Genomic DNA, 18972 nt, shown 5'->3' with positions numbered 1-18972 from the left:
GTGCGTTATCCCTTCACGGCTCCGCCGGTCATTCCGGCGGCGACCCGGCCCTGCAGGACCAGGAAGAGGACGAGGACGGGCAGGGCGAAGAGGGTGGAGGCGGCCATGGTGGCGCCCCAGTCGGTGCCGAAGACATTGGAGAAGGACGACAGCCAGACGGGCAGAGTCCGGTCGTCCTGGTTCTTGATGATGAGCATGTTGGCGAAGGCGAACTCGTTCCAGGCGGTGATGAACCCGAAGAGCGAGGTCGCGAGCAGTCCGGGGGCCAGCAGCGGGAGCGTCACCCGGCGGAACGCGGCGGCGCGGGTGCACCCGTCGACCTGAGCGGCCTCCTCCAGCTCGGCCGGGACCGCCGCCAGGAAGGAGCGGAGGGTCACGATGGTGAAGGGCAGGGTGACCATGAAGTAGATGAGGCTGAGGGTCGCGAGCCGGTCGAGCAGGTCGGCGTCCCGGGCGATCACGTACATCGGGATCAACAGTGCTTCCCAGGGAGCCACTTGGGCGATGAAGACCATGAGGATGAAGCCCCGCCGGCCACGCCAGTTCATCCGGGCGACGGCGAACGCCGCGGCCAGCGCCACCACGAGGGCGAGCACGACGCAACCGGCGGTCACGAGCAGGCTGTTGCGCCAGAAGATCCAGAACCCGTCGGCGGCCACGGCGTTCCGGAAGTGCTCCAGGGTGACGGAGACGGGCAGGAACTCCGGTGTCTCGGACTGGATGTCACGGGTCGGCCGGAAGGCCGTGAGGACCATCCAGTACACCGGGAAGACGGCCAGGACGAAGACGAGCGCCGCCGCGGTGTTCAGGGGGAGTCGGCGCAGGACGCGCGGTGTCACCGGTCGGCCTCCTGTCGGAGCATCTGGCGGAAGTAGGCGATCAGCACGGCCACGAGGAGGAGCACGGTGAGCGTGGACACGGCCGCCCCGAGGTCGTAGCGGTGCAGCGACTGGGCCACCCGGTAGGCGTACACGGGCAGGGTGGTCGTCGCCTCGCCCGGCCCGCCCTTGGTCACCGCCCAGATCTGCGCGAAGCAGCGGAAGACCCAGATGACCTCAAGACAGAGGACGAGACCGAAGATCGGGCGCAGCAGGGGAAGCGTGATCGAGCGGAAGATCCGGCCGCCCCCCGCCCCGTCGAGCCGGGCCGACTCGTACAGCTCGGCGGGGACGGTCAGCAGCGCCGAGTGCAGCGTGATCGCGGCGAAGGGCACCGACTGCCAGACGACCAGCAGGACCAGGACGGTGAACGCGGCGGGGCCGTCCGCCAGCCACGAGTACCCCTCGAAGGACTCGAACCCGATCCGCACGAGCACCCAGTTGACGACCCCGAGCCGGGAGGCGAAGAGCCACTGGAACACGGTCGTGGTGGCGATGACCGGGCTGGCCCAGGCGAGGACCAGACCCGTCGTCACCAGGATCCGCATCCGCCGGCCGAGGCGCTGCATCATCAGGGCGACCAGCGTGCCGATCACCATGATCAGGACGACGTTGACCAGGGTCCACCAGAAGGTGCGCCGGACGACCTCCCAGAACTCGGGGTCGGCGAGCACGGTCCGGTAGTTGCGGAGCCCCACGAACGCTGCGTCGCCGCGGATGAGTTCGCCCAGGCCGTACTCCTGGAAGGAGATCAGCAGATTGCGGACGAAGGGATATCCGAGGAGGAGCAGACCGCCGAGGACGGTGGGGGCGACCAGGAGGTAGGGCCAGAAGGGCGCTCGGTCCGACCGGCCGGGGAGCTGTACCGTGGGGCCGCTCACGAGCCGAGGGTCTTGGTGATGCTCTGCGAGGCGTTCGCGGCCGCCCGCGCGGGATCGGTACCGGTGAGCACGGCGGTCATGTACTGCTTGATCGGGTTGGTGGCCTCGACGGCCGCCCACTGCGGGGAGTTCGGTGTCGCCCGGCCCTGGGCCGCGCCGGCGGCCATGGCGGCTGTGCCCTCGTCGTCCTGGATCACCCGCGCGAGCGAGGTGCGGTTGGGCACGTAACTCATCGTCCTGGCCATGTCCGTCTGCCACTTCTCGCCGGCGAGCGCCTTCACCACCTGGTACGCGGCCTCGGGGTGGGTCGACGCCTCCGGCACGATGAGGTCGGAGCCTCCGGTGAAGACCGCGCCGGGCTTCCCCGCGGACTTGCCGGGGATCGGGAAGAAGCCGAGCTTGCCCTTGAGCGCGGGGTTGATCTCCTCGACGATCTTCGCGCCGCCGGGTACGGCGATGATCTGGGCGACCTCGCCCTTGGCGAAGACCTCGGCCTGCGGGGGCTTGGCCTCGTCGGAGTCCTTGGGGCCCTTGCCGAGGGCCTGGAGCCGCCGGTAGAAGTCCATGCCGGCGCGCGCCTGGGCGGTGTCGAGTGCGCCCTTCCACGCGGACCCGTCCTTGACCGCGAGGTCGCCGCCCTCCTCCCAGATGAAGCCTGACAGGGTGTACCAGTTCTGGCCGGGCAGGTAGATGCCCTGGGTCTTGCCGCGGTTGAGCTTCGCGGTGACGGCGAGCCACTCGGCCTGTGTCTTCGGGGGCGTGGTGACGCCCGCGCGGGCGAACAGGTCCTTGTGGTAGATCACGACCCGGTTGGCCGCGTACCAGGGGATGCCGTACTGCTTGCCGTCTACCTTCCCCGGCTCGGCGAGCCCCGGCAGCCAGTCGGCGCCGTTCAGCTCCGTCGTCCTGTCGCTGAGGTCGCGGACGCCGCCGCTCGCCGCGTACTGCGCGATCTGGGTGTTGCCGACCTCGATGACGTCCGGGGCGTCCTTGCTGGCGAGGGCGGCCGTGACCTTCTCGCCGATGCCGTCCCACTCCTGGATCTGGATGTCCAGGTCGATGTCCCCGTGCTCCGCCTCGAAGCCGGTGCGGAAGCGGTCGAGGAAGGCGTCGGTGACGCTGTCCTTCATGATCCATACGGTGACCTTCTCCGGTCCGCCGGAGGCCTTCGGGTCGCCCGAGCCGCCACAGGCCGTGGCGGTGAGGGCGACGGCCGCCGCGAGGGCGACGGAGCCGGCGAGGGGACGAGTCTTCACGGGCACCTCGATGAATGGTTGACCAATTGGTCAAGTGGTCAGGTGTGTGACCAGAAGGTGGCACGACCGAGCGGAGCCGTCAATCCCTTGAAAAACATGGGTTGTTCACCGGGCCTCTGCTCAACCACTGCGGTTAGTATCGGACTTACCAGTTGACCAGTCAGGGTGAGGGTGGGTGGCATGAACGACGGCTCCTCCAGCGGGGTGCTGAAGAGGGAGCGGGTACGGGAACACCTGCTGGGCCTGATCGAGGCGGGCGGCCCCGGCGACCCGATCCCCTCCGAGCGCACCCTCTGCGCCACCCTCGGCGTCTCCCGGCCCACCCTGCGGGCGGCCGTCGACGAACTCGTCGCGACCGGCGCGCTGGTGAGGGAGCACGGCCGCGGCATGTTCGTCGCCCCCGCCAAGATCACCCAGCGGCTCGCCCCGGACGACGCGGCCTTCACCGTGCCCCGCGCGTCGGGCAGCTGGTCCAGCACCGTCCTGGAGTCCGCCACGGTACGGGCCGGCGCCCGCATCGGCCGCAGACTCCGCCTCTCGCCCGCCGCCGAACTGCTCTACGTCGCCCGCCTCCGCCTGGTCGACGGCTCACCCATGGCCATCGAGCACCTGCACATCCCGGCCGACCTGGTGGGCGCCGCGCTCACCCCGGAGGAGCTCGAAGCGGGCGACCTCTACGACCACCTGCGGGAACACCACCGGGTCCACGTCCAGGAGGCCACCCAGTCGATCGAACCGACCGTCGTCAGCGAGGACGAGGCCGCCCTCCTCGACGTCCCCGTCCTCTCGCCCGCCCTGCTGATCGAACGCCTCACCCTCGACACCGCGGGCCGCCCCGTCGAGTACGTCCACTCGGTCTACCGGGGCGACCGCTACCGCATCGTCTCCCGCCTCGACTTCACCCGCGACGGCCTCGTGACCTCCTCGACGGAGGGGGATGCATACTGACCCGCAGCGGAACGGCGCACGGGGGAGTGGACGGCATGGAGCTGAAGCGGGAGCGCGTACGGGGGCATCTGCTGTCCGTGATCGAGAGCCGTCGTCCCGGCGATGCCATCCCCTCCGAGCGCACCCTCTGCGCCACCCTCGGCGTCTCCCGGCCCACCCTGCGGGCGGCGGTCGACGAACTCGTCGCCACCGGCCTGCTGGTACGGGAACACGGCCGCGGCATGTTCGTCGCACCGGACAAGATCACCCAGGAACTGGTCGCCGAACACCGGGCGGCGGGCGCGCCCCGGAGCCGGGGCGACTGGACGAGCACGGTGCTCGCACTCCGCACCGTACGGGCCGGCGCCCGCATCGGCCGCAGGCTGGCGATCTCCCCTGCGGCGGAACTCGTCCACGTGACGCGCCTCCGGCACGTCGACGGCGCCCCGATCGCCCTGGAACACCTCCACGTCCCGGCCGACCTTGTCCCCGGCCTCACCGCGGCCGACATGGAGGGCGGATTCTACGCCCATCTGCGGGAGCGGCGCGGCATCCGGCCGGCCCACGCCGTCCAGTCGATCGAGCCGACCGTACTGAGCGAGGAGGAAGCGGCCCTGCTCGACGTACCGGTCCTGTCGCCGGCCCTCCTCTTCGACCGGATCACCTCCGACACGAACGCCAGGCCCGTCGAGTACGTCCGCTCCCTCTACCGGGGCGACCGCTACCGCGTCGTCTCCCGTCTCGCCCTCGGCGACGGCGCGCCCGGCGACCCGGCGGCGGATGCCGCACGGGGCGGGACATGGTGGGGCACGGTCGAGTGACGACCGCGCACCCGGTGCAGAACCGGGTGCGGACGAGGTGGGACTCCCCGGGACGCGCGGTCGTTCGGCACGGCGCCCGGACCGTCGCCCGCAGGGAGTCGAGCGTCGGCCTCGGGCCGCGCCCTCGCGTCAGTACCGCGGGACCGTGCCCTCGGCGATGTCCCGTGCCCCCGCGGCGATCGGGCCGGAGGCCGGCTCCACGCCGTGGGCCTCCGCCTCGAAGGCCACGAGTACCTGCGGCGGCCCGCCCGGCGCGTGACCGTCCGCGTCTCCTCGGGCGTGGGCTCGCGGAAGACCGGGTCGTGGAAGGCCGACGAGGGCGTGTCGTGCCCTGCCGTCCCGCAGGACGACGAGCGCGCCGTCCTGGAACCGCAGCCGGTCGGCCGCGGCCAGGAAGAGCGGAGACGCCGGCTCGAAGGTGAGGCCGTCGTCGTTCTCGAGGGCGTGCACCACGACCGCCCGCGCGCGTGGTGTACTGCCGGTCGGCGATGATGCGCGTCCAGGGAATCGTCACACCCGCGGGCCCGCCGGCGGGGCGGGGTCACGGCGCGGTCCGGGCAGCAGTGCGGCGGCGAGCTCGCGCCACTCGCGCTCCGGCAGCGCGGCCGGATCGGCCGTCAGCACCTGCAGACAGACGTGGTCGGCCCCGGCGTCGAGGTGCTGTCGTACGCGTCGCACGACGGCGTCCATGTCGCCGTACGCGACGATCGCGTCCACCAGGCGGCGGCTCGGCCCCCCGACGAGGTCCTCGTCGCCGAAGCCGAGCCGGCGCATGCTGGCCGCCTGATGCGGGGCGCCGGCGGTGTACATGGCGACATGGGCCGTGGCCACCTCCCGCGCCCGGTCGACGTCCGTGTCCAGGACGACGGCCTGCTCGACCCCGAGAAACGCCTCGGGTCCCATGATCCGCCGGGCCTGCACCGTGTGCTCCACCGGCACGAAGTACGGGTGCGCACCCCATGTGCGTGCGGCGGCGAGCTCCAGCATCCTCGGGCCGAGGGCGGCCAGGACGCGGCGCGGCGCCGGGTCCGGCACCGGACCGTGGGCGGGTGCCGCGTCCAGGGCGTCCAGGTAGGAGCGCATCGTGGTCACCGCCTTGCCCCGGGTCGGTACGGGGAACCCGTCGACGTGGTGAACGGTCTCGTCGACCCGGTGCCCGCCCAGGCCGAGCAGGTACCGCCCCGGAAACGCCTCGCCGAGCGTGCGCTCCGCGGCGGCGAGGGAGATCGGCTCCCGGTAGGCGATGTTGGCGATGCCCGACGCGACGGTGATCCGGCGGGTCGCCGCGAGCAGCAGCCACGCCTGGCCGACCGTGTCGCGGCCGAACGCCTCGCCGTGCCAGATCGCCCCGTACCCCAACTCCTCCAGTTCCGCGGCCGATTCGCGTACCCGTCCGGCGGGGTGTCCCTCGTAGGCCATGGTCCAGATCCCGACCCGGCCGAACGCGGACCGTGCGACGTCTGTCATCGATGCTCCTCGGAAAGACGAAACGGAGAGGCTCTCCGTTTGGCGGGCGCTACGATACGGAGAAGGTCTCCGTTTGGCTACGGGGGATGATCGAGAGGCAGGACGATGTCGACGAGTCAGGGCGGCAGCAACTCCGCCCCACCGCCGCGGCGCACCGACGCACGTCTGAACCGGGAGCGGCTCGTCGCCACGGCGCAGGAGGTGTTCGCCGAGGCGGGCCCGGGAGCCTCCCTCAACCAGATCGCCCAACGCGCGGGCGTCGGCCCGGGGACTCTCTACCGCCACTTCCCGAACCGCCAGGCCCTCCTTGCCGCGGTCCTCAGGGACCGGATCGAGAAGCTCGTCGAGCAGGCGGACGTCCTGAGCGCCGTGGAACCGCCCGACGAGGCCCTGGCGCAGTGGCTGCGCGCGCTACTGGCCCACGCCCGCCTGAACCAGGGCATGGGCAGTGCCCTGATGGTGGAGGAACCCGAAGTGCTGGGCATGGACTGCCACCGCCTCATCCTGGACGCGGCGGCAGCGGTACTGGCCGGGGCCCAGGCCCGGGGCACCGCCCGCGCGGACCTCGCGGCGGCGGACCTGGTCCAACTCGTCGCCGGGATCGCCCTGTCGACGGCCCACAGTCCGGACACCGACCAGCCGGCCCGGCTGCTGGACCTGGTACTCGACGCGACATTCGGGACGGCGCGCTGACGCGGCCCGAAGGACCCCCTACGCCTGCCTCCTGCGCTTCACCTCACGCGGCACCGGCAGATCAGGACGCGTGGTCACGGGAGGATCGGCGGCAGCGGTTCACGGGCCGCGTGCCAGGCCGCCGGGAGGGCGGCGACTCCCGTCCGCGCGGCGATCACCCCGCCCGCGATGGCGCAGGTCGTGTCGATGTCGCCGCGCCCGGCGACCGTGAACCACAGACCCTCGTGCAGGTCGTCGAGATGCCCCGCCGCACACCACAGCGCGTACGGAACGGTGTCGGGCCCGGACATCCGGTAGCCGGAACCCAGGACCTCCGCGGCGTGCCGGACCGAGGTGCGCTCCGGCAACCGGGCCGCGACGCGCACACCCGAGCGGACGTCGCTGTCCGGGAGGCGCGCGGCGACGGCCCGGAGGAACTCCGGCCGCGCCGGCGCGGGTCCGCCCCGGCCGCGCGTCGCCAGCGCGGCGGCGACCGCGACCGCCACCGCCCCGGCGACCGCCTCCGGATGGTGGTGCGAGACCGTGCTCTGGCGGGCCGCCTGCTCGGCGACGACGTCGAGATCGGCGGCGTGCCACGCACCGAGCGGGGCGACGCGCATGGCGGCGCCGTTGCCCCAGGAGCCCTGGCCGCCGAACTGGCCGGCGACCACCTCCCGCCACGGCTCGCCCGCTCCGATCCGGCGGAGCACGTCATGCATCGAGGCGCCGTACCCACGGTGGGTGTCATCGGCGTAGGCCGCCGCGAGGCCCCGAGCGAGACGGTCCTGGTCGACGACGCCGCCCCCGTCGGCGAGCTCCCGGACGAGCACGAGGGCCTGGGCGGTGTCGTCACTCCACCGCCACAGTGGCTCCGGGGGTGGCGTCCGCGCCTCCAGGGCCGCCGGGCCCTCCCGGCGGAGGATGCCGAACCACCGGTCACCGAAGGCGTCACCGAAGGCGAGCCCGTTCAACGAGTCGAGGGCGGCGGCAGGCACGTTGATCATCGGACGAGTATCACAGCGGGCCGACGCCCGCGGCACCGCGTTTTCGTCGCGCGGTGCGCCGACCGGCGTCAGCGCCGGTGCGCGACCGCCAGCTCGATGAGATACCGCTTGGTCACCCGGCCGTCGTACGACCCGTCGATCAGGCCTCCCACGCATCCGAGCAGCCCGTTCCTGGCAGCGTCCGGAAGAGCACGGTGGCCGGAGTACGTCTGGAGCAGCTCCAGGTACTCCGCCGTGGTGTACGTGAGGTCCCGCTCATAGCGACGGAAGACCGGGGGACCGAACGCGCCGCTCCGCGCGACTTCCCGGGCGTGGTCCGAGCCGTCGACGCCGGCGGCTTCCGGAGGCCGCGATCCCGGTGTCGTGTCCGGATCGAAGCGCTCGTAGCAGCGTTGGACCTCGACGAAGAACTCCTCGGTGCCACCGCTCACGTGCTGGGTCCGCACCACGGCGAGCGCACCGCCGGGACGCAGCGCCTCGGCGGCCTTCGTCATCCTCACCGCCGGGTCGATCCAGTGGAAGGCGGTCGCCGCGAGGACCACGTCGAACGGGTCCTCCGGCAGCGGCCAGCTCTCGAAGTCCGCCGTGACGACCTCCACCCCCGTGGCCCCGGCCAGGTTGCGGCGGGCGACCGCGGCCATGCCCGGTCCCGCTTCGACGGCAGTGATGCGGAAGCCTCGCTCTGCCAGCGGCGCGGTGGCCTGGCCGGTCCCGCAGCCGATCTCCAGTACGCGGCTGCCGGGGCCGGCGCCGCCGAGCTCCGCGAGGTCGTCGTACAGATCCGGCGGGTACCCCGGCCTGGCCCGGTCGTACAACTCCGCGTCCTCGTCGAACGTCCGGCTCAGGCGCACGCGCCGGGATTCCTCGGGTCGGTCGTCACGCGGGGCGCGAGGGGTGTCATCGGGCATGCGGGGCAGGCTAGGCGATGCCCGTCCGTTCCGACACCGCGGCCGACCGTCCGTTCTGGCGCCGCTTGCGCTCGTCCCGTTCCGCCGCCGCTGCCCCCGTCCGCTCCGAAGCCGCGGCCGCCCGGCGGTTCCGACGCCCCCGGCCGCCCGGCGGTTCCGACGCCCCCGGCCGCCCGGCGGTGAGCCGGGCGGCCGGGGGCGGTGCGGAGGGGACTGCGTATCGGCGCCTCGGCGTTCCTACGCCGTCGCCAGGGCCAGCGTCGGCGACAGGCGTGACGCCCTGACCGCCGGGTACAGCCCCGCCACCGTGCCGATCGCGAGCGTCGCCGCGAAGCCGCCGCCCACCGCCCACAGCGGTACGACCCACGGCAGCCCGCCCGTCGACGCGTACACCCCCGTCGCCGCCCCGCCGAGCGCCACGCCCGCCAGGCCGCCGAGGCCGGACAGCATCAGGGACTCCGTGACGAACTGGATCCTGATCTGACCCCTCGTCGCGCCCAGGGACCGGCGGAGGCCGATCTCGTGGCGTCGTTCGAGGACCGAGATGATCATCGTGTTGGCGACGCCGACCCCGCCGACCAGGAGCGCGATCCCGCCGAGCCCCAGGAGCAGCGTGGAGAACGCCCCCTCCGTCGCCGCCTTGGCCTTGAGCGCCGATGACGGATCGCCGACCGACACGTTCTGCGGGTTCTGCGGATCGATCGTCGGCGCGAGCAACCGCCGCACGTCCTCCACGGACGCGTCGGTGGACCGCTCGTACACCGTCGTCGGATGCCCGTCGAAGCCCAGCAGCCGCTCCGCGCCCGCCCAGCCGACCAGCGCCGACCGCTCGATCTCGGGCGCGAGCGGCAGCGGGTCGAGGATGCCGATGACCGTGAAGTACCGGTCGTCGATCCAGACCTGCCGGCCCGGCTCGGTGATCCCGAGCCGCTCGGCGGCGACGTGGCCGAGGACCACGGACGGGTAGCGGCCCGTGGCGGCGTTCAGCCAGGTGCCGGACGCGAGCCCGCCCCTGAGGACGTCGAGGAGTCCCTCCGTCGCCGCCTTCACCGCGATCCCGCCGGTCTCGGCCTCCGGGATCTTCTCGGAACGGCGCACCGAGCTCGTGAGGTCACCGGTCCCGGCTGCCTCCTCCACTCCCGCGATCCGGCCGACCATCCCCACCGCGTCCTTCGGCAGCTTGACCTCCTGCCCGCTGAACATCCCCTCGCCCGGCTTGGCGACGAGCATGTTCGTACCGAGCGCGTCGAGCCGGCGCAGCAACTGGGCCTGGCTGGAGGCGGAGATGCCGACGACCGCGATCATCGTGGCGATCCCGATGGCGATGCCGAGGGCCGAGAGCACCACGCGTACGGGTCGGCTCCGCAGTCCGGCCGAGCCGACGTGCAGGACGTCCCGCGGACCGAGCCGAGCGGCCGTGAGTTTCCTCGTACGGGACATCAGGCCGCGACCTTTCCGCCACCGGACGTGTCCGACGGACCGGGTGCGTCGGACACCTCCGCCCCGCCGGAGGCGAGCGACGTGTCCTCCACCACCCGCCCGTCCCGTATGCGCACCTGCCGGGGCAGCCTCCCCGCGATCTCCGTGTCGTGCGTGATCACCGCGATCGTCGCGCCCTCCGCGTTGAGTTCGTGCAGGAGCGTCATCACCGCCTCCCCGGACGCCGAGTCCAGCGCGCCCGTCGGTTCGTCGGCGAGCAGCAGGGCCGGTTCGCCGACCACCGCGCGCGCGATGGCGACACGCTGCTTCTGCCCGCCCGACAGCTCGTGCGGCCGGTGCCTCATCCGGTCGGCGAGGCCCACCCGGGCCAGCGCCTCGGCGGCCATCGTGCGCCGCCGCGCGCGGGGAAGCCCGGAGTACAGCAGCCCCTCGGCCACGTTCTCCAGCGCGCCCACGCCCGGCACCAGATGGAAGGCCTGGAAGACGAAGCCGATGCGGCGGGCGCGCAGCGCCGACAGCCTGCGGTCCGACAGGGAGGCGATGTCGTGCCCGGCGATCTCCACGGTGCCGGCGGTCGGCCGGTCCAGGGTGCCGACGATGTGCAGCAGCGTCGACTTGCCGGAGCCGGACGGCCCGACGATGCCGAGCAGCTCCCCTTCCCCGATGGTGAGATCGACGCCGTCGAGGGCACGGACGGCGCCCGCGTACTCCTTGGTGACTCCGCGGAGGCGTACGACCGGCGTCGGCGTCCCACCGGGCGCCGGGGGTGGGCTCGTGCTCATGTCCGAGGTCGTCGTCATGCGGACGGCACCCCGACCTTCATGCCCTCGCGCAGCCCCTCACCGCTGACCTCGACCCTGCCCTGCCCGAACATGCCGAGCTCGACCTCCAGGTCCCGGACCGTTCCGTTCTCGACGACCTGGACGCCGAAGCCGCCACCGGGCAGGGCGAGCAGCGCGTTCACGGGCACGGTCAGGACGTCCCGGCGCGTCTCGCCGGTGAGGTCGACGGTCACCGGGGACTGGTCGATGCCCTTGACCTTCTCCGGCTGGTCGAAGGAGACCGTGACGGGGATCTTCGGCGTCCGGTCCTGCGGGTCGTCGCCCGCCGACGCGGTCTTCCCGACGGCCGACACCTTCCCCGGCAGCTCCGTACCGTCCGGCAGCCGGACCGTCACCCGTGTCCCGGTCTTCGCCGACTCCGCCTCCGACACGGGGATCTTGAACTGCACGACCCGCTCGGAGCCGGTCACGGTGAGCACCGGCGCGCCCGGACCGATCCGGTCGCCGGGCGCGGCGCCCGCCTCCTTCACCCGTACCGCACTGCCCGCGAAGGCGATCTGGTCCGGGCCGATGGTGCCGGTCTGCTTCAGGTCGTGGGACTTCTGCCACCGCTTCACGGCGGCGGCCGTCTTCGCCGTGTACTCCTCGTCGACGTCGAATCCGACGTACCCGAGGGCGGCGAGGTTCTCCTCCAGTTGGCGCACGTCCTTGCCCTTGTCGCCGGTCTTGAGCGTCCGGTACATGGGCTCGGCGCCGTACATGAGACGAACCGGGCCGCCCTCGACCTCGTACAGCCGCTCGTCCCGCTCGACGACCGTGCCGGCCGCCGCGATCCAGGTCAGGACCCCGGCGGGCCCCGCGTTGATCTTCCGCTCGCCGAGATGGCCGAGGGTGCCGTCCTGCTGGGAACTGTTGCTGAGATCGCCCCGGGTGACGGGCGCGGTCGCGGCCGGGAGACCCTTCGCGTCGGCGGCGCCACCGGACCCGTCCGTCGCCTTGTCGGGCGCGGACACGGCGGTGACCGCCGCGCCCCCGCCCGCGACGGCGACGATCGCCGCGAGGGCGAGCACCAGCCGGCGCCGGGCCAGCGGCCGCTCGCGGCCGCTCATCGGGCCACGCTCTCGCACGCCTTGGCGGCCTTGTCGAACTTCTGCTTCTCCGCGCCCTGCGGTATCGGCATGGCCGCCTGGGCGCCGCCGTCGAACTTGGGGTCGGGCATGTTGAAGCCGTTCTGCCGCATGCACTTCGCGTATGCGAGCGCCTTGTCCTTGTCGGCCTGCGTCGGCTCCTTGCCGAAACCGGCGCCGCCGGCCTTGTCCTGGCAGGCCTTGAACGCCTTCTCCATCTTCTCCTTCGACATGCCGTCACCGCCGATGGTGAGCCCGACGCCCTGCTCGCCCGGCTTCGGCTCGGGCACGTCGAGACCCTGCTCGCGCAGGCACTTGCGGTGCTCGAAGGCCTGGTCGGCCTTCTCCCCCTCGTCGCTCACACTCCCGCCGTCCTTCCCGCTCCCTGAGCCGGCCGAGTCCGAGTCCGATCCCGAGCAGGCGGTGGCGAGCAGGGTGAGGGCGGCGGCCAGCGAGGTGGCGGCGGCGGCCCGGATGATCCGTCGAATCGTCATGGCGTGGAGCGTGCCGCGAAGGGGTGTTTCGTTTCCCTCAGCGGTTTTGTTTACACCGGCGAAAGGTCGCCTTCGGATACACAGGAGGCATGCGCGTACTGGTGGTGGAGGACGAGGCGTTTCTCGCCGAGATGATCGCCGAGGGGCTGCGCCGTGACGCGCTCGCCGTGGACATCGCGGCCGACGGCCTCGAAGCACTGCGGAAACTGCAGCTGGGGGAGTACGACGTGCTCGTCCTGGACCGGGACCTGCCCGGGATGCACGGCGACGACGTCTGCCGCCGCGTGGTCGAACAGCGGCTGATGACCCGGGTGCTGATGCTGACGGCGGCGGGCACGGTCCGGGACCGGGTCGAGGGCCTCGGCCTCGGCGCCGACGACTACCTGGCCAAGCCCTTCGCCTACGACGAGCTGCTCGCCCGTGTCCTGGCGCTCGGCCGGCGTGCCCGGCCCGCCCTGCCGCCCGTACTGGAGCGGGCCGGGATCGCCCTGGACACCGCCCGCCGCCAGGCCAGCCGGGACGGCCGCCATCTGCAGCTCTCGCGGAAGGAGTTCGCCGTCCTGGAGGCCCTGCTGCGGGCCGAGGGCGCGGTGGTCAGTGGCGAGGACCTGATCGAGCAGGTCTGGGAGGAGCACACCAGCTACCGCACGAACGCGGTACGGGTCACGCTGAGCAAACTCCGCGCGAAGCTCGGCGAGCCGCCGGTCGTGGAGACGGTCCCGGGCTCGGGCTACCGGATCGGGTCGTGAAGAAGGTCATGAAGCGGGCCGTGAAGCGGGTCAGGAAGCAGGTCATGACGGGGGAGCGGGCCCGGCTGACCGCCCTGTACGGCGGGCTTCTGCTGCTCGCGGGCGCCCTGCTGACGGGGGTCGTGTACTTCCTCGTCAAGGAGGGCCTGTACTCGTCGATCAGCCTGGCCGTCACCGGGACCGTACCGGCGCAACGGCTGGAGGAGCTGCCGAGCCCGTATCCGTCCGCGCTCACCAGCGCCGCTCCCGCCAGCCCGTTTCCGGCCAGTGTCCAACCGTTGAGCCCGGTACCCGCCAGCCCGGCCCCGAGCGGCGCCACGCGCCTCCCCAGCGAGGTGCTCGCGATCACGCGTTCGGTGAGCGGCGCGGCGGAGTCGGCCGCGCTGGAGCGTCTTCTGACGGTGTCGTTGATCGTGCTCCTCGTGTACGCGGTGCTCTCCGTCGTGCTCGCGTGGTGGATGGCCGGCCGGGTGCTCCGGCCGGTGGCCGTGATCACGGAGACGGCCCGCCGACTGTCGGGCGAGAACCTGCACGAGAGGATCGCGCTCGACGGGCCGCCGGGCGAACTGAAGCGGCTCGCCGACACCTTCGACGGGATGCTGGGCCGGATGGAGGGGCTGGTCTCCGCCCAGCAGCGGTTCGCGGCGAACGCCGCCCACGAGCTGCGCACGCCGGTGGCCGTGCAGCGCGCGGCCGCCGAGATCGGGCTCGCGGGCGAACCCTCGCCGGAGCGCGTCGCCCGCATCCGGGCGAAGCTGATCGAGGTCGCGGACGACAGCGAACGGATGATCGAGGGCCTGCTGCTGCTCGCCGCGTCCGACCAGGGCCTCCGGGAGCGGCGTCCGGTGGCCGTGCACGAGGTGGCCCGCCAGGCGGCGGACGCCCTGGCGGCGGAGGCCGCGGAACACGAGGTGACGGTGTCGGTCCGGGCCCTGCCCCTGACGGTCGACGGCGATGCGGTGCTCCTCGACCGCCTGGTGCACAACCTGGTCGTGAACGGCGTGCGCCACAACGTCCGCGGCGGCCGGGTCGAGGTCCGTACGGGCCCGGGAGGCATCGAGGTGTCGAACACCGGACCCGAGGTCCCGCCCGAGACGGTCCCGCTGCTCTTCGAGCCCTTCCGTCGCCTGACGGAACGCACCCACGCCCCCGGCGAGGGCGCGGGCCTCGGCCTCTCGATCGTCGAGTCGATCGCCCGGGCCCACGGCGCGACGACTGAGGCGTTCCCGAACGCGGAGGGCGGCGGGCTGACGGTGCGGGTGCGGTTCGGTGAAGAGAGGTGGGCCGGCGGGCTTGCCGACGGGGGGTGAGCGACGTGGCGGCGCTTGACGCCGACAAAGTGTGAGTGGTTAAGTACTCACATGAAGTCAGAGCGTCCCCGCCAGTTGTCCACCGCCGAGGAGCGCCGCGCGACGGTGCTGCGTACTGCCATCGGCGCCTTCGCCGCCCGCGGTTACTTCGGCACCACGACGACCGAGGTCGCCAAGGCCGCCGGCATCTCCCAGGCGTACGTCTACCGGCTCTTCCCGAACAAGGAGTCGCTGTTCGTCGCCGTCGTGGAGCACAGCTTCGTCCAGGTGCGGGCCAGCCTGGAACGGGCTGCGGCAGAGGCGCGGGGCAGCACTCCGGAGGTCGTCCTGTCGGCCATGGGGGACTCGTACGCCAGGCTGATCAGTGGCAGCGAGGGCGATAGCGACCTGATGCTCGTGCAGCTCCAGGCGCAGGCGGCCGCGACGTCCGAGCCGGCCGTACGCGAGGCCGTGCGGCAGGGCTACGCCCGGCTCGTGGAGTACGTACGCGGCGCCTCCGGCGGCAACGAGCGGCAGGTCCAGGAGTTCTTCGCGCTGGGGACGCTCTGTCATCTGATCGTGTCGATGGGGGCAAGCGAGGTGGACGCCCCCTGGAGCCGGACGCTGTCGGCGGGGATCAGGCACTACTGACCCCGGGCGCGCTTCGGCGGGCGCGCGAGCCCGCTTCGGCGGGTGGGGAGCGGTTGGCGGGGTGTGGCGGCCCCGCCTGTTTTTTCGGGCACAGATGTGAGTGGTTGACCACACATGAGGCTGGAGCGTGTCGTGCGGAAGCATCCCGGAACCATCACCCGCCACCCCCGGGCCGCGCTCGCAGCACTGGCGGGAGCGCAGTTCACCGTCATGCTCGCCACGTCGATCGTGAACGTGGCCCTGCCTCAGATCCGGGCCGGAGTCGGCCTGTCGGACAGCGGGACGACCTGGGTCGTCAACGCCTACGGTCTCGCCTTCGGGGCGCTGCTCCTGGCCGGCGGCCGCGCCGCGGACCTCCTGGGCGGTCGGCGGGTCCTGCTCGCGGGACTCGGGCTCTTCGGCGCGGCATCACTGGCGGCCGGACTCGCCGGCACACCGGAGCTGCTGATCGCCGCTCGCGCCGTGCAGGGCCTCGGGGCGGCGGCCGTCGCCCCGGCGGCGCTCGCGCTCCTGATGGAACTGTTCCCACCCGGTCCGGGGCGGGGGAGGGCGCTGGGGGTCTGGGGCGCTGTCTCCGGAGCGGGAGGCGCGGCCGGTGTCCTCCTGGGCGGTGCCCTGACACAGGCGTGGGGCTGGCCGTGGATCTTCCACGCGGTGGCCGGGGGGACGTGGCTGGTCCTGGGCGGCGTGGCGGTCGCCGTGCCCGCGGTGTCCCCGTCCGACGGCGAGCCGCCGAGGCGAGACCGGTTCGATCTGCCGGGCGCCGCGAGCGTGACGCTCGCCCTCACCGCCCTGGTCTGGGGACTGACCGGCGCCCGCCGTTCCGGCTGGGCGGACGCCCAGGTCCTCGGAGCCCTGGCCCTCGCCGCCGTACTCCTCCTCGTCTTCGCCCTGATCGAGCGACGGCATCCCCACCCCCTCCTGCCGCCACGACTGTTCACCGAAGCCAGGGTCGGCGCCGGGAACGCGCTCATGGCACTGCTCGGGTCGGTGTGGATCGCCCTGTTCTTCTTCCTGCCGCTCCACCAGCAGCAGGTGCTCGGATCCAGCCCCCTGGTCACGGGACTTGGTCAGCTTCCGCTGGCCGGGGCGATCATGCTCGGTTCGGCCCTGGCGCCGCGGATCGCCCGGCGGACCGGACCCACGGCGACCGTGACGGCGGCCCTGCTCGTCGAGGCCGGCGGGCTGCTGTGGCTCGCACGGATCAGCGCCGACGGCAGCTACGCCGCCGACGTCCTCGGCCCGATCCTGCTGATCGGGCTCGGCCTGAGCATCGCCTTCGTCCAGCTCACCGCCCTGTCCGTCGAGGGAGTCCCCCGCACCGACGCGGGCCTGGCCGGGGGCCTGGTCAACACCACACGCCAGATGGGCGGAGCCGTCGGCCTCGCCGTCCTGACCACCGCGGCCGGCTCCGTCACGGCCCACGCGGAGAACGGTGGCCGACCTCACGTGGAGGCACTCACCGCCGGCTACCGCACCGCCTTCGGCATCTCGGCCGCGGTCCTCGTCGTCACAGCGACCCTGGCCCTGATCCTCGCCCGCCGGGCGAGCCGCCGCCCGCTTCCCGTCCCTCTGACGCACACGTCCTGACGCCCGCAGCGGCCCCGCCGCCCACCGGCAACCCCGTTCCCCCCGTACGACCCATCACGAGAGAAGGAAGACCCACCATGCGCACCATCGACGAGAACGCCCCCGTCGTCGTCCGCCTGTCCACCGTGATCGACGCCCCGATCGAGAGGGTGTGGCAGCTCCACACGGACATCGACGCCTGGGCGGCCTGGAACGCGGACGTCGACGAGGCCACCCTCGACGGCCCACTGGAGACCGGCACTTCCTTCACCTGGAAGACCCACGGCCTGGACATCACCTCCACGGTCACCGAACTCGTCCCCGGCGAGCGGATCGTGTGGGGCGGTCCCGCCGACGGCATCACCGGCATCCACGTGTGGACCTTCGAGCGGACCGGCGACCGGGTCACCGTCCGTACCGAGGAGTCCTGGAGCGGTGCGCCCGTCGACGCCGCGACCGAGGAACTCGGCCACGCCCTCGACCATTCCCTGCGGAGCTGGCTGACCTGCCTGAAGGACCGCGCGGAAAGCGACATCTGAGGCCCGCACGACCCCGCCGCTCCCCGCACCCCGACCCACCGCACGTCCGCACGCAGGCACGTCGAGACAAGACCGGACACACCGAGAAGCGAGGTTCCAGCCATGACCAGCAAGCCCTTCCTGACCGGCCACTACACGCCCGCCGTCGACGAGATCACCGCGACCGGGCTGACCGTCGAGGGCAGCCTGCCCCCGGAGCTCTCCGGCCGGCTGGTCCGCAACAGCCACAACCCGAAGCCCGGCGTCACACCCACCCACTGGTTCAAGGGCAGCGGCATGGTCCACGGGATCCGGCTCCGGGACGGCCGGGCGGAGTGGTACCGCAACCGCTGGGTGCACACTCCCGCACTGGAGGGCGCCCCGTACATGACCGAGACGGGTCCCGACCTGACAGCCAGCACCGCGGGTACGCACGTCATCGAGCACGGCGGACGACTCCTCGCCCTGTGCGAGGCCAACGTCCCCTTCGAGCTGACCCGGGATCTGGACACCGTCGGCGCCTACGACTTCGGGGGCGAGCTGCGCGGCGCGATGACCGCACACCCCAAGACCGACCCGGTCACGGGGGAGCTCCACTTCTTCGGCTCCTCGCCCTTCCCTCCGTACCTCATGTACTACGTCGCCGACCCGACGGGCACGCTCACTCACGCCGTCGAGGTCCCCGGGGCCACCGCCTCCCTCAAGCACGACTTCGCCCTCACCCGCCACCACGTCGTCTTCGTCGAGGGGACGGTGTCCTTCGACCCGGGCGAGCACTCCGGCATCCCCTACGCCTGGAACGACGCCCAGCCCGCCCGGATCGGCGTCATGCCGAGGGGCGCGGACGGCACGGCCCACATCCGCTGGTTCCCCATCGAGCCCGGCAGCATGCTGCACGCCGCCAACGCCTACGAGGACGACAGGGGCCGTATCGTCCTGGAGGGTCCCACCGTCGACCGCGAGGGATTCCGGCTCTCCTGGAACTGGTGGGTCGGCGCCCCCGGGCGCGGCACGGAGCCCAACACGCGCTCCTACACGCGGCGTTGGGTGATCGACCTGACGGCCGGCAGAGTCGGCGAGCAGATCATCGACGACCTGGCGGTGGAGTTCCCCACCCTCAACGAGGACTTCCTCGGCGCGGAGCACCGCTACCAGTACGCGGTGTCCTTCCCCGACCGGAACGGCCTCGGCGGATACGGGATCGTCAAGTACGACCGTACGACGGGTGCCCGGAGCGTCCACGAGGTCGGCGACGCGCGGCTGCCGAGCGAGGCGGTCTTCGTGCCGGCCGCGGGGGCCACCCGGGAGGACGACGGCTACCTGCTCACGGTGGTCTCCGACCTGAAGCAGGACGCCTCGCAGCTCCTGGTCATGGACGCCTCGGGCCTGGACCGGATCGCGACGGTCCATCTGCCCCGCCGGGTCACCGCGGGGATCCACGGCTCGTGGATCCCCGACCGCTCATGATCCACTGAGTGGTGGGCGGGGGACGTGTGGCAAGGCCGGCGGCATGCCGCGGAATCACCGACCACTTGCCAG

Annotated in this window: 20 protein-coding genes; 9 read left to right on the top strand and 11 right to left on the bottom strand. The window is 72.5% G+C overall.

The features are described from left to right. Window positions 1-5: 5 nt before the first annotated feature. From ACIP8Z_RS06300 to ACIP8Z_RS06290, 3 genes are read right to left on the bottom strand one after another with little or no spacing between them, the layout of a single operon-like run. Complete coding sequence (locus ACIP8Z_RS06300; protein ID WP_402079428.1) at window positions 6-839, bottom strand: carbohydrate ABC transporter permease; 834 nt, start codon at window positions 837-839, stop codon at window positions 6-8. Beyond that, window positions 836-1759 carry a carbohydrate ABC transporter permease gene (locus tag ACIP8Z_RS06295; protein WP_402079425.1) on the bottom strand — a complete coding sequence of 308 codons (924 nt, stop codon included), beginning with the start codon at window positions 1757-1759 and terminating at the stop codon, window positions 836-838. Before ACIP8Z_RS06295 ends, ACIP8Z_RS06300 begins: the two co-directional genes overlap by 4 nt. Continuing rightward, complete coding sequence (locus ACIP8Z_RS06290; RefSeq protein ID WP_402079423.1) at window positions 1756-3015, bottom strand: extracellular solute-binding protein; 1260 nt, start codon at window positions 3013-3015, stop codon at window positions 1756-1758. The genes ACIP8Z_RS06295 and ACIP8Z_RS06290 overlap by 4 nt, the downstream gene beginning before the upstream one ends. Window positions 3016-3195: 180 nt before the next feature. Between ACIP8Z_RS06290 and ACIP8Z_RS06285 the strand changes: the two genes are divergently transcribed. Together ACIP8Z_RS06285 and ACIP8Z_RS06280 are read left to right on the top strand one after the other, a co-directional pair. After that, window positions 3196-3963: a GntR family transcriptional regulator gene (locus ACIP8Z_RS06285; protein ID WP_389040246.1), complete on the top strand. Its 768-nt coding sequence runs from the start codon at window positions 3196-3198 to the stop codon at window positions 3961-3963. 35 nt (window positions 3964-3998) lie between these two features. Then, window positions 3999-4763: a GntR family transcriptional regulator gene (locus tag ACIP8Z_RS06280; RefSeq protein WP_402079420.1), complete on the top strand. Its 765-nt coding sequence runs from the start codon at window positions 3999-4001 to the stop codon at window positions 4761-4763. A 129-nt stretch (window positions 4764-4892) separates the two neighbouring features. Here the strand turns inward: ACIP8Z_RS06280 and ACIP8Z_RS06275 are convergent, their stop codons facing one another. Continuing rightward, complete coding sequence (locus ACIP8Z_RS06275) at window positions 4893-5213, bottom strand: hypothetical protein (protein WP_402079417.1); 321 nt, start codon at window positions 5211-5213, stop codon at window positions 4893-4895. Window positions 5214-5273: 60 nt separating this feature from the next. Continuing rightward, on the bottom strand, window positions 5274-6230 hold the full coding sequence (locus tag ACIP8Z_RS06270) for a TIGR03620 family F420-dependent LLM class oxidoreductase (RefSeq protein ID WP_402079414.1): 957 nt from the start codon (window positions 6228-6230) through the stop codon (window positions 5274-5276). 105 nt (window positions 6231-6335) lie between these two features. On the opposite strand from ACIP8Z_RS06270, the gene ACIP8Z_RS06265 reads away from it, so the two are divergent. After that, window positions 6336-6923, top strand: coding sequence for a TetR/AcrR family transcriptional regulator (locus ACIP8Z_RS06265; protein WP_402079412.1), 588 nt, complete (start codon window positions 6336-6338; stop codon window positions 6921-6923). A 74-nt stretch (window positions 6924-6997) separates the two neighbouring features. On the opposite strand, the gene ACIP8Z_RS06260 is transcribed toward ACIP8Z_RS06265, so the two are convergent. From ACIP8Z_RS06260 to ACIP8Z_RS06235, 6 genes are all read right to left on the bottom strand, one after another. Then, window positions 6998-7906 carry an ADP-ribosylglycohydrolase family protein gene (locus ACIP8Z_RS06260; RefSeq protein ID WP_402079409.1) on the bottom strand — a complete coding sequence of 303 codons (909 nt, stop codon included), beginning with the start codon at window positions 7904-7906 and terminating at the stop codon, window positions 6998-7000. Between the two features lie 68 nt (window positions 7907-7974). Next, complete coding sequence (locus tag ACIP8Z_RS06255) at window positions 7975-8814, bottom strand: class I SAM-dependent methyltransferase (protein ID WP_402079406.1); 840 nt, start codon at window positions 8812-8814, stop codon at window positions 7975-7977. A 237-nt stretch (window positions 8815-9051) separates the two neighbouring features. Then, window positions 9052-10254, bottom strand: coding sequence for an ABC transporter permease (locus ACIP8Z_RS06250; protein ID WP_402079403.1), 1203 nt, complete (start codon window positions 10252-10254; stop codon window positions 9052-9054). After that, a complete protein-coding gene (locus ACIP8Z_RS06245; RefSeq protein WP_402079400.1) occupies window positions 10254-11054 on the bottom strand; it encodes an ABC transporter ATP-binding protein in 801 nt (266 codons plus the stop codon). Before ACIP8Z_RS06245 ends, ACIP8Z_RS06250 begins: the two co-directional genes overlap by 1 nt. After that, window positions 11051-12145: a peptidoglycan-binding protein gene (locus tag ACIP8Z_RS06240; RefSeq protein WP_402079398.1), complete on the bottom strand. Its 1095-nt coding sequence runs from the start codon at window positions 12143-12145 to the stop codon at window positions 11051-11053. The genes ACIP8Z_RS06245 and ACIP8Z_RS06240 overlap by 4 nt, the downstream gene beginning before the upstream one ends. Beyond that, window positions 12142-12657, bottom strand: a complete 516-nt coding sequence (locus tag ACIP8Z_RS06235; protein ID WP_402079396.1) for a hypothetical protein — start codon at window positions 12655-12657, stop codon at window positions 12142-12144. Before ACIP8Z_RS06235 ends, ACIP8Z_RS06240 begins: the two co-directional genes overlap by 4 nt. A gap of 89 nt (window positions 12658-12746) precedes the next feature. On the opposite strand from ACIP8Z_RS06235, the gene ACIP8Z_RS06230 reads away from it, so the two are divergent. The 6 genes from ACIP8Z_RS06230 (at window position 12747) to ACIP8Z_RS06205 (ending at window position 18900) form a co-directional block, all read left to right on the top strand. Next, window positions 12747-13406, top strand: coding sequence for a response regulator transcription factor (locus tag ACIP8Z_RS06230; protein WP_266972756.1), 660 nt, complete (start codon window positions 12747-12749; stop codon window positions 13404-13406). 44 nt (window positions 13407-13450) lie between these two features. After that, window positions 13451-14716, top strand: coding sequence for an ATP-binding protein (locus ACIP8Z_RS06225; protein ID WP_402080798.1), 1266 nt, complete (start codon window positions 13451-13453; stop codon window positions 14714-14716). A 51-nt stretch (window positions 14717-14767) separates the two neighbouring features. Next, window positions 14768-15346: a TetR/AcrR family transcriptional regulator gene (locus ACIP8Z_RS06220; protein WP_402079393.1), complete on the top strand. Its 579-nt coding sequence runs from the start codon at window positions 14768-14770 to the stop codon at window positions 15344-15346. A gap of 132 nt (window positions 15347-15478) precedes the next feature. Then, window positions 15479-16936: an MFS transporter gene (locus tag ACIP8Z_RS06215; protein ID WP_402079391.1), complete on the top strand. Its 1458-nt coding sequence runs from the start codon at window positions 15479-15481 to the stop codon at window positions 16934-16936. Between the two features lie 77 nt (window positions 16937-17013). Then, window positions 17014-17454 carry an SRPBCC family protein gene (locus ACIP8Z_RS06210; protein ID WP_402079389.1) on the top strand — a complete coding sequence of 147 codons (441 nt, stop codon included), beginning with the start codon at window positions 17014-17016 and terminating at the stop codon, window positions 17452-17454. A 102-nt stretch (window positions 17455-17556) separates the two neighbouring features. Continuing rightward, window positions 17557-18900, top strand: coding sequence for a carotenoid oxygenase family protein (locus ACIP8Z_RS06205; protein ID WP_402079386.1), 1344 nt, complete (start codon window positions 17557-17559; stop codon window positions 18898-18900). The last annotated feature ends 72 nt before the right edge of the window (window positions 18901-18972 follow it).

This window comes from Streptomyces sp. NPDC088553 (assembly GCF_044752965.1).
Classification (GTDB): Bacteria; Actinomycetota; Actinomycetes; order Streptomycetales; family Streptomycetaceae; genus Streptomyces.
Note: the sequence above shows the minus strand (reverse complement) of the source record. Positions and strands in the feature narration are given on the sequence as shown.

Excerpts from the sequence above, each read along its gene's own strand:
- ACIP8Z_RS06285 (WP_389040246.1), top strand. The coding sequence starts at position 3,196 with ATGAACGACGGCTCCTCCAGCGGGGTGCTGAAGAGGGAGCGGGTACGG.
- ACIP8Z_RS06280 (WP_402079420.1), top strand. The coding sequence starts at position 3,999 with ATGGAGCTGAAGCGGGAGCGCGTACGGGGGCATCTGCTGTCCGTGATC.
- ACIP8Z_RS06270 (WP_402079414.1), bottom strand. The coding sequence starts at position 6,230 with ATGACAGACGTCGCACGGTCCGCGTTCGGCCGGGTCGGGATCTGGACC.
- ACIP8Z_RS06265 (WP_402079412.1), top strand. The coding sequence starts at position 6,336 with ATGTCGACGAGTCAGGGCGGCAGCAACTCCGCCCCACCGCCGCGGCGC.
- ACIP8Z_RS06260 (WP_402079409.1), bottom strand. The coding sequence starts at position 7,906 with ATGATCAACGTGCCTGCCGCCGCCCTCGACTCGTTGAACGGGCTCGCC.
- ACIP8Z_RS06255 (WP_402079406.1), bottom strand. The coding sequence starts at position 8,814 with ATGCCCGATGACACCCCTCGCGCCCCGCGTGACGACCGACCCGAGGAA.
- ACIP8Z_RS06250 (WP_402079403.1), bottom strand. The coding sequence starts at position 10,254 with ATGTCCCGTACGAGGAAACTCACGGCCGCTCGGCTCGGTCCGCGGGAC.
- ACIP8Z_RS06245 (WP_402079400.1), bottom strand. The coding sequence starts at position 11,054 with ATGACGACGACCTCGGACATGAGCACGAGCCCACCCCCGGCGCCCGGT.
- ACIP8Z_RS06240 (WP_402079398.1), bottom strand. The coding sequence starts at position 12,145 with ATGAGCGGCCGCGAGCGGCCGCTGGCCCGGCGCCGGCTGGTGCTCGCC.
- ACIP8Z_RS06235 (WP_402079396.1), bottom strand. The coding sequence starts at position 12,657 with ATGACGATTCGACGGATCATCCGGGCCGCCGCCGCCACCTCGCTGGCC.
- ACIP8Z_RS06230 (WP_266972756.1), top strand. The coding sequence starts at position 12,747 with ATGCGCGTACTGGTGGTGGAGGACGAGGCGTTTCTCGCCGAGATGATC.
- ACIP8Z_RS06225 (WP_402080798.1), top strand. The coding sequence starts at position 13,451 with ATGACGGGGGAGCGGGCCCGGCTGACCGCCCTGTACGGCGGGCTTCTG.
- ACIP8Z_RS06220 (WP_402079393.1), top strand. The coding sequence starts at position 14,768 with ATGAAGTCAGAGCGTCCCCGCCAGTTGTCCACCGCCGAGGAGCGCCGC.
- ACIP8Z_RS06210 (WP_402079389.1), top strand. The coding sequence starts at position 17,014 with ATGCGCACCATCGACGAGAACGCCCCCGTCGTCGTCCGCCTGTCCACC.
- ACIP8Z_RS06205 (WP_402079386.1), top strand. The coding sequence starts at position 17,557 with ATGACCAGCAAGCCCTTCCTGACCGGCCACTACACGCCCGCCGTCGAC.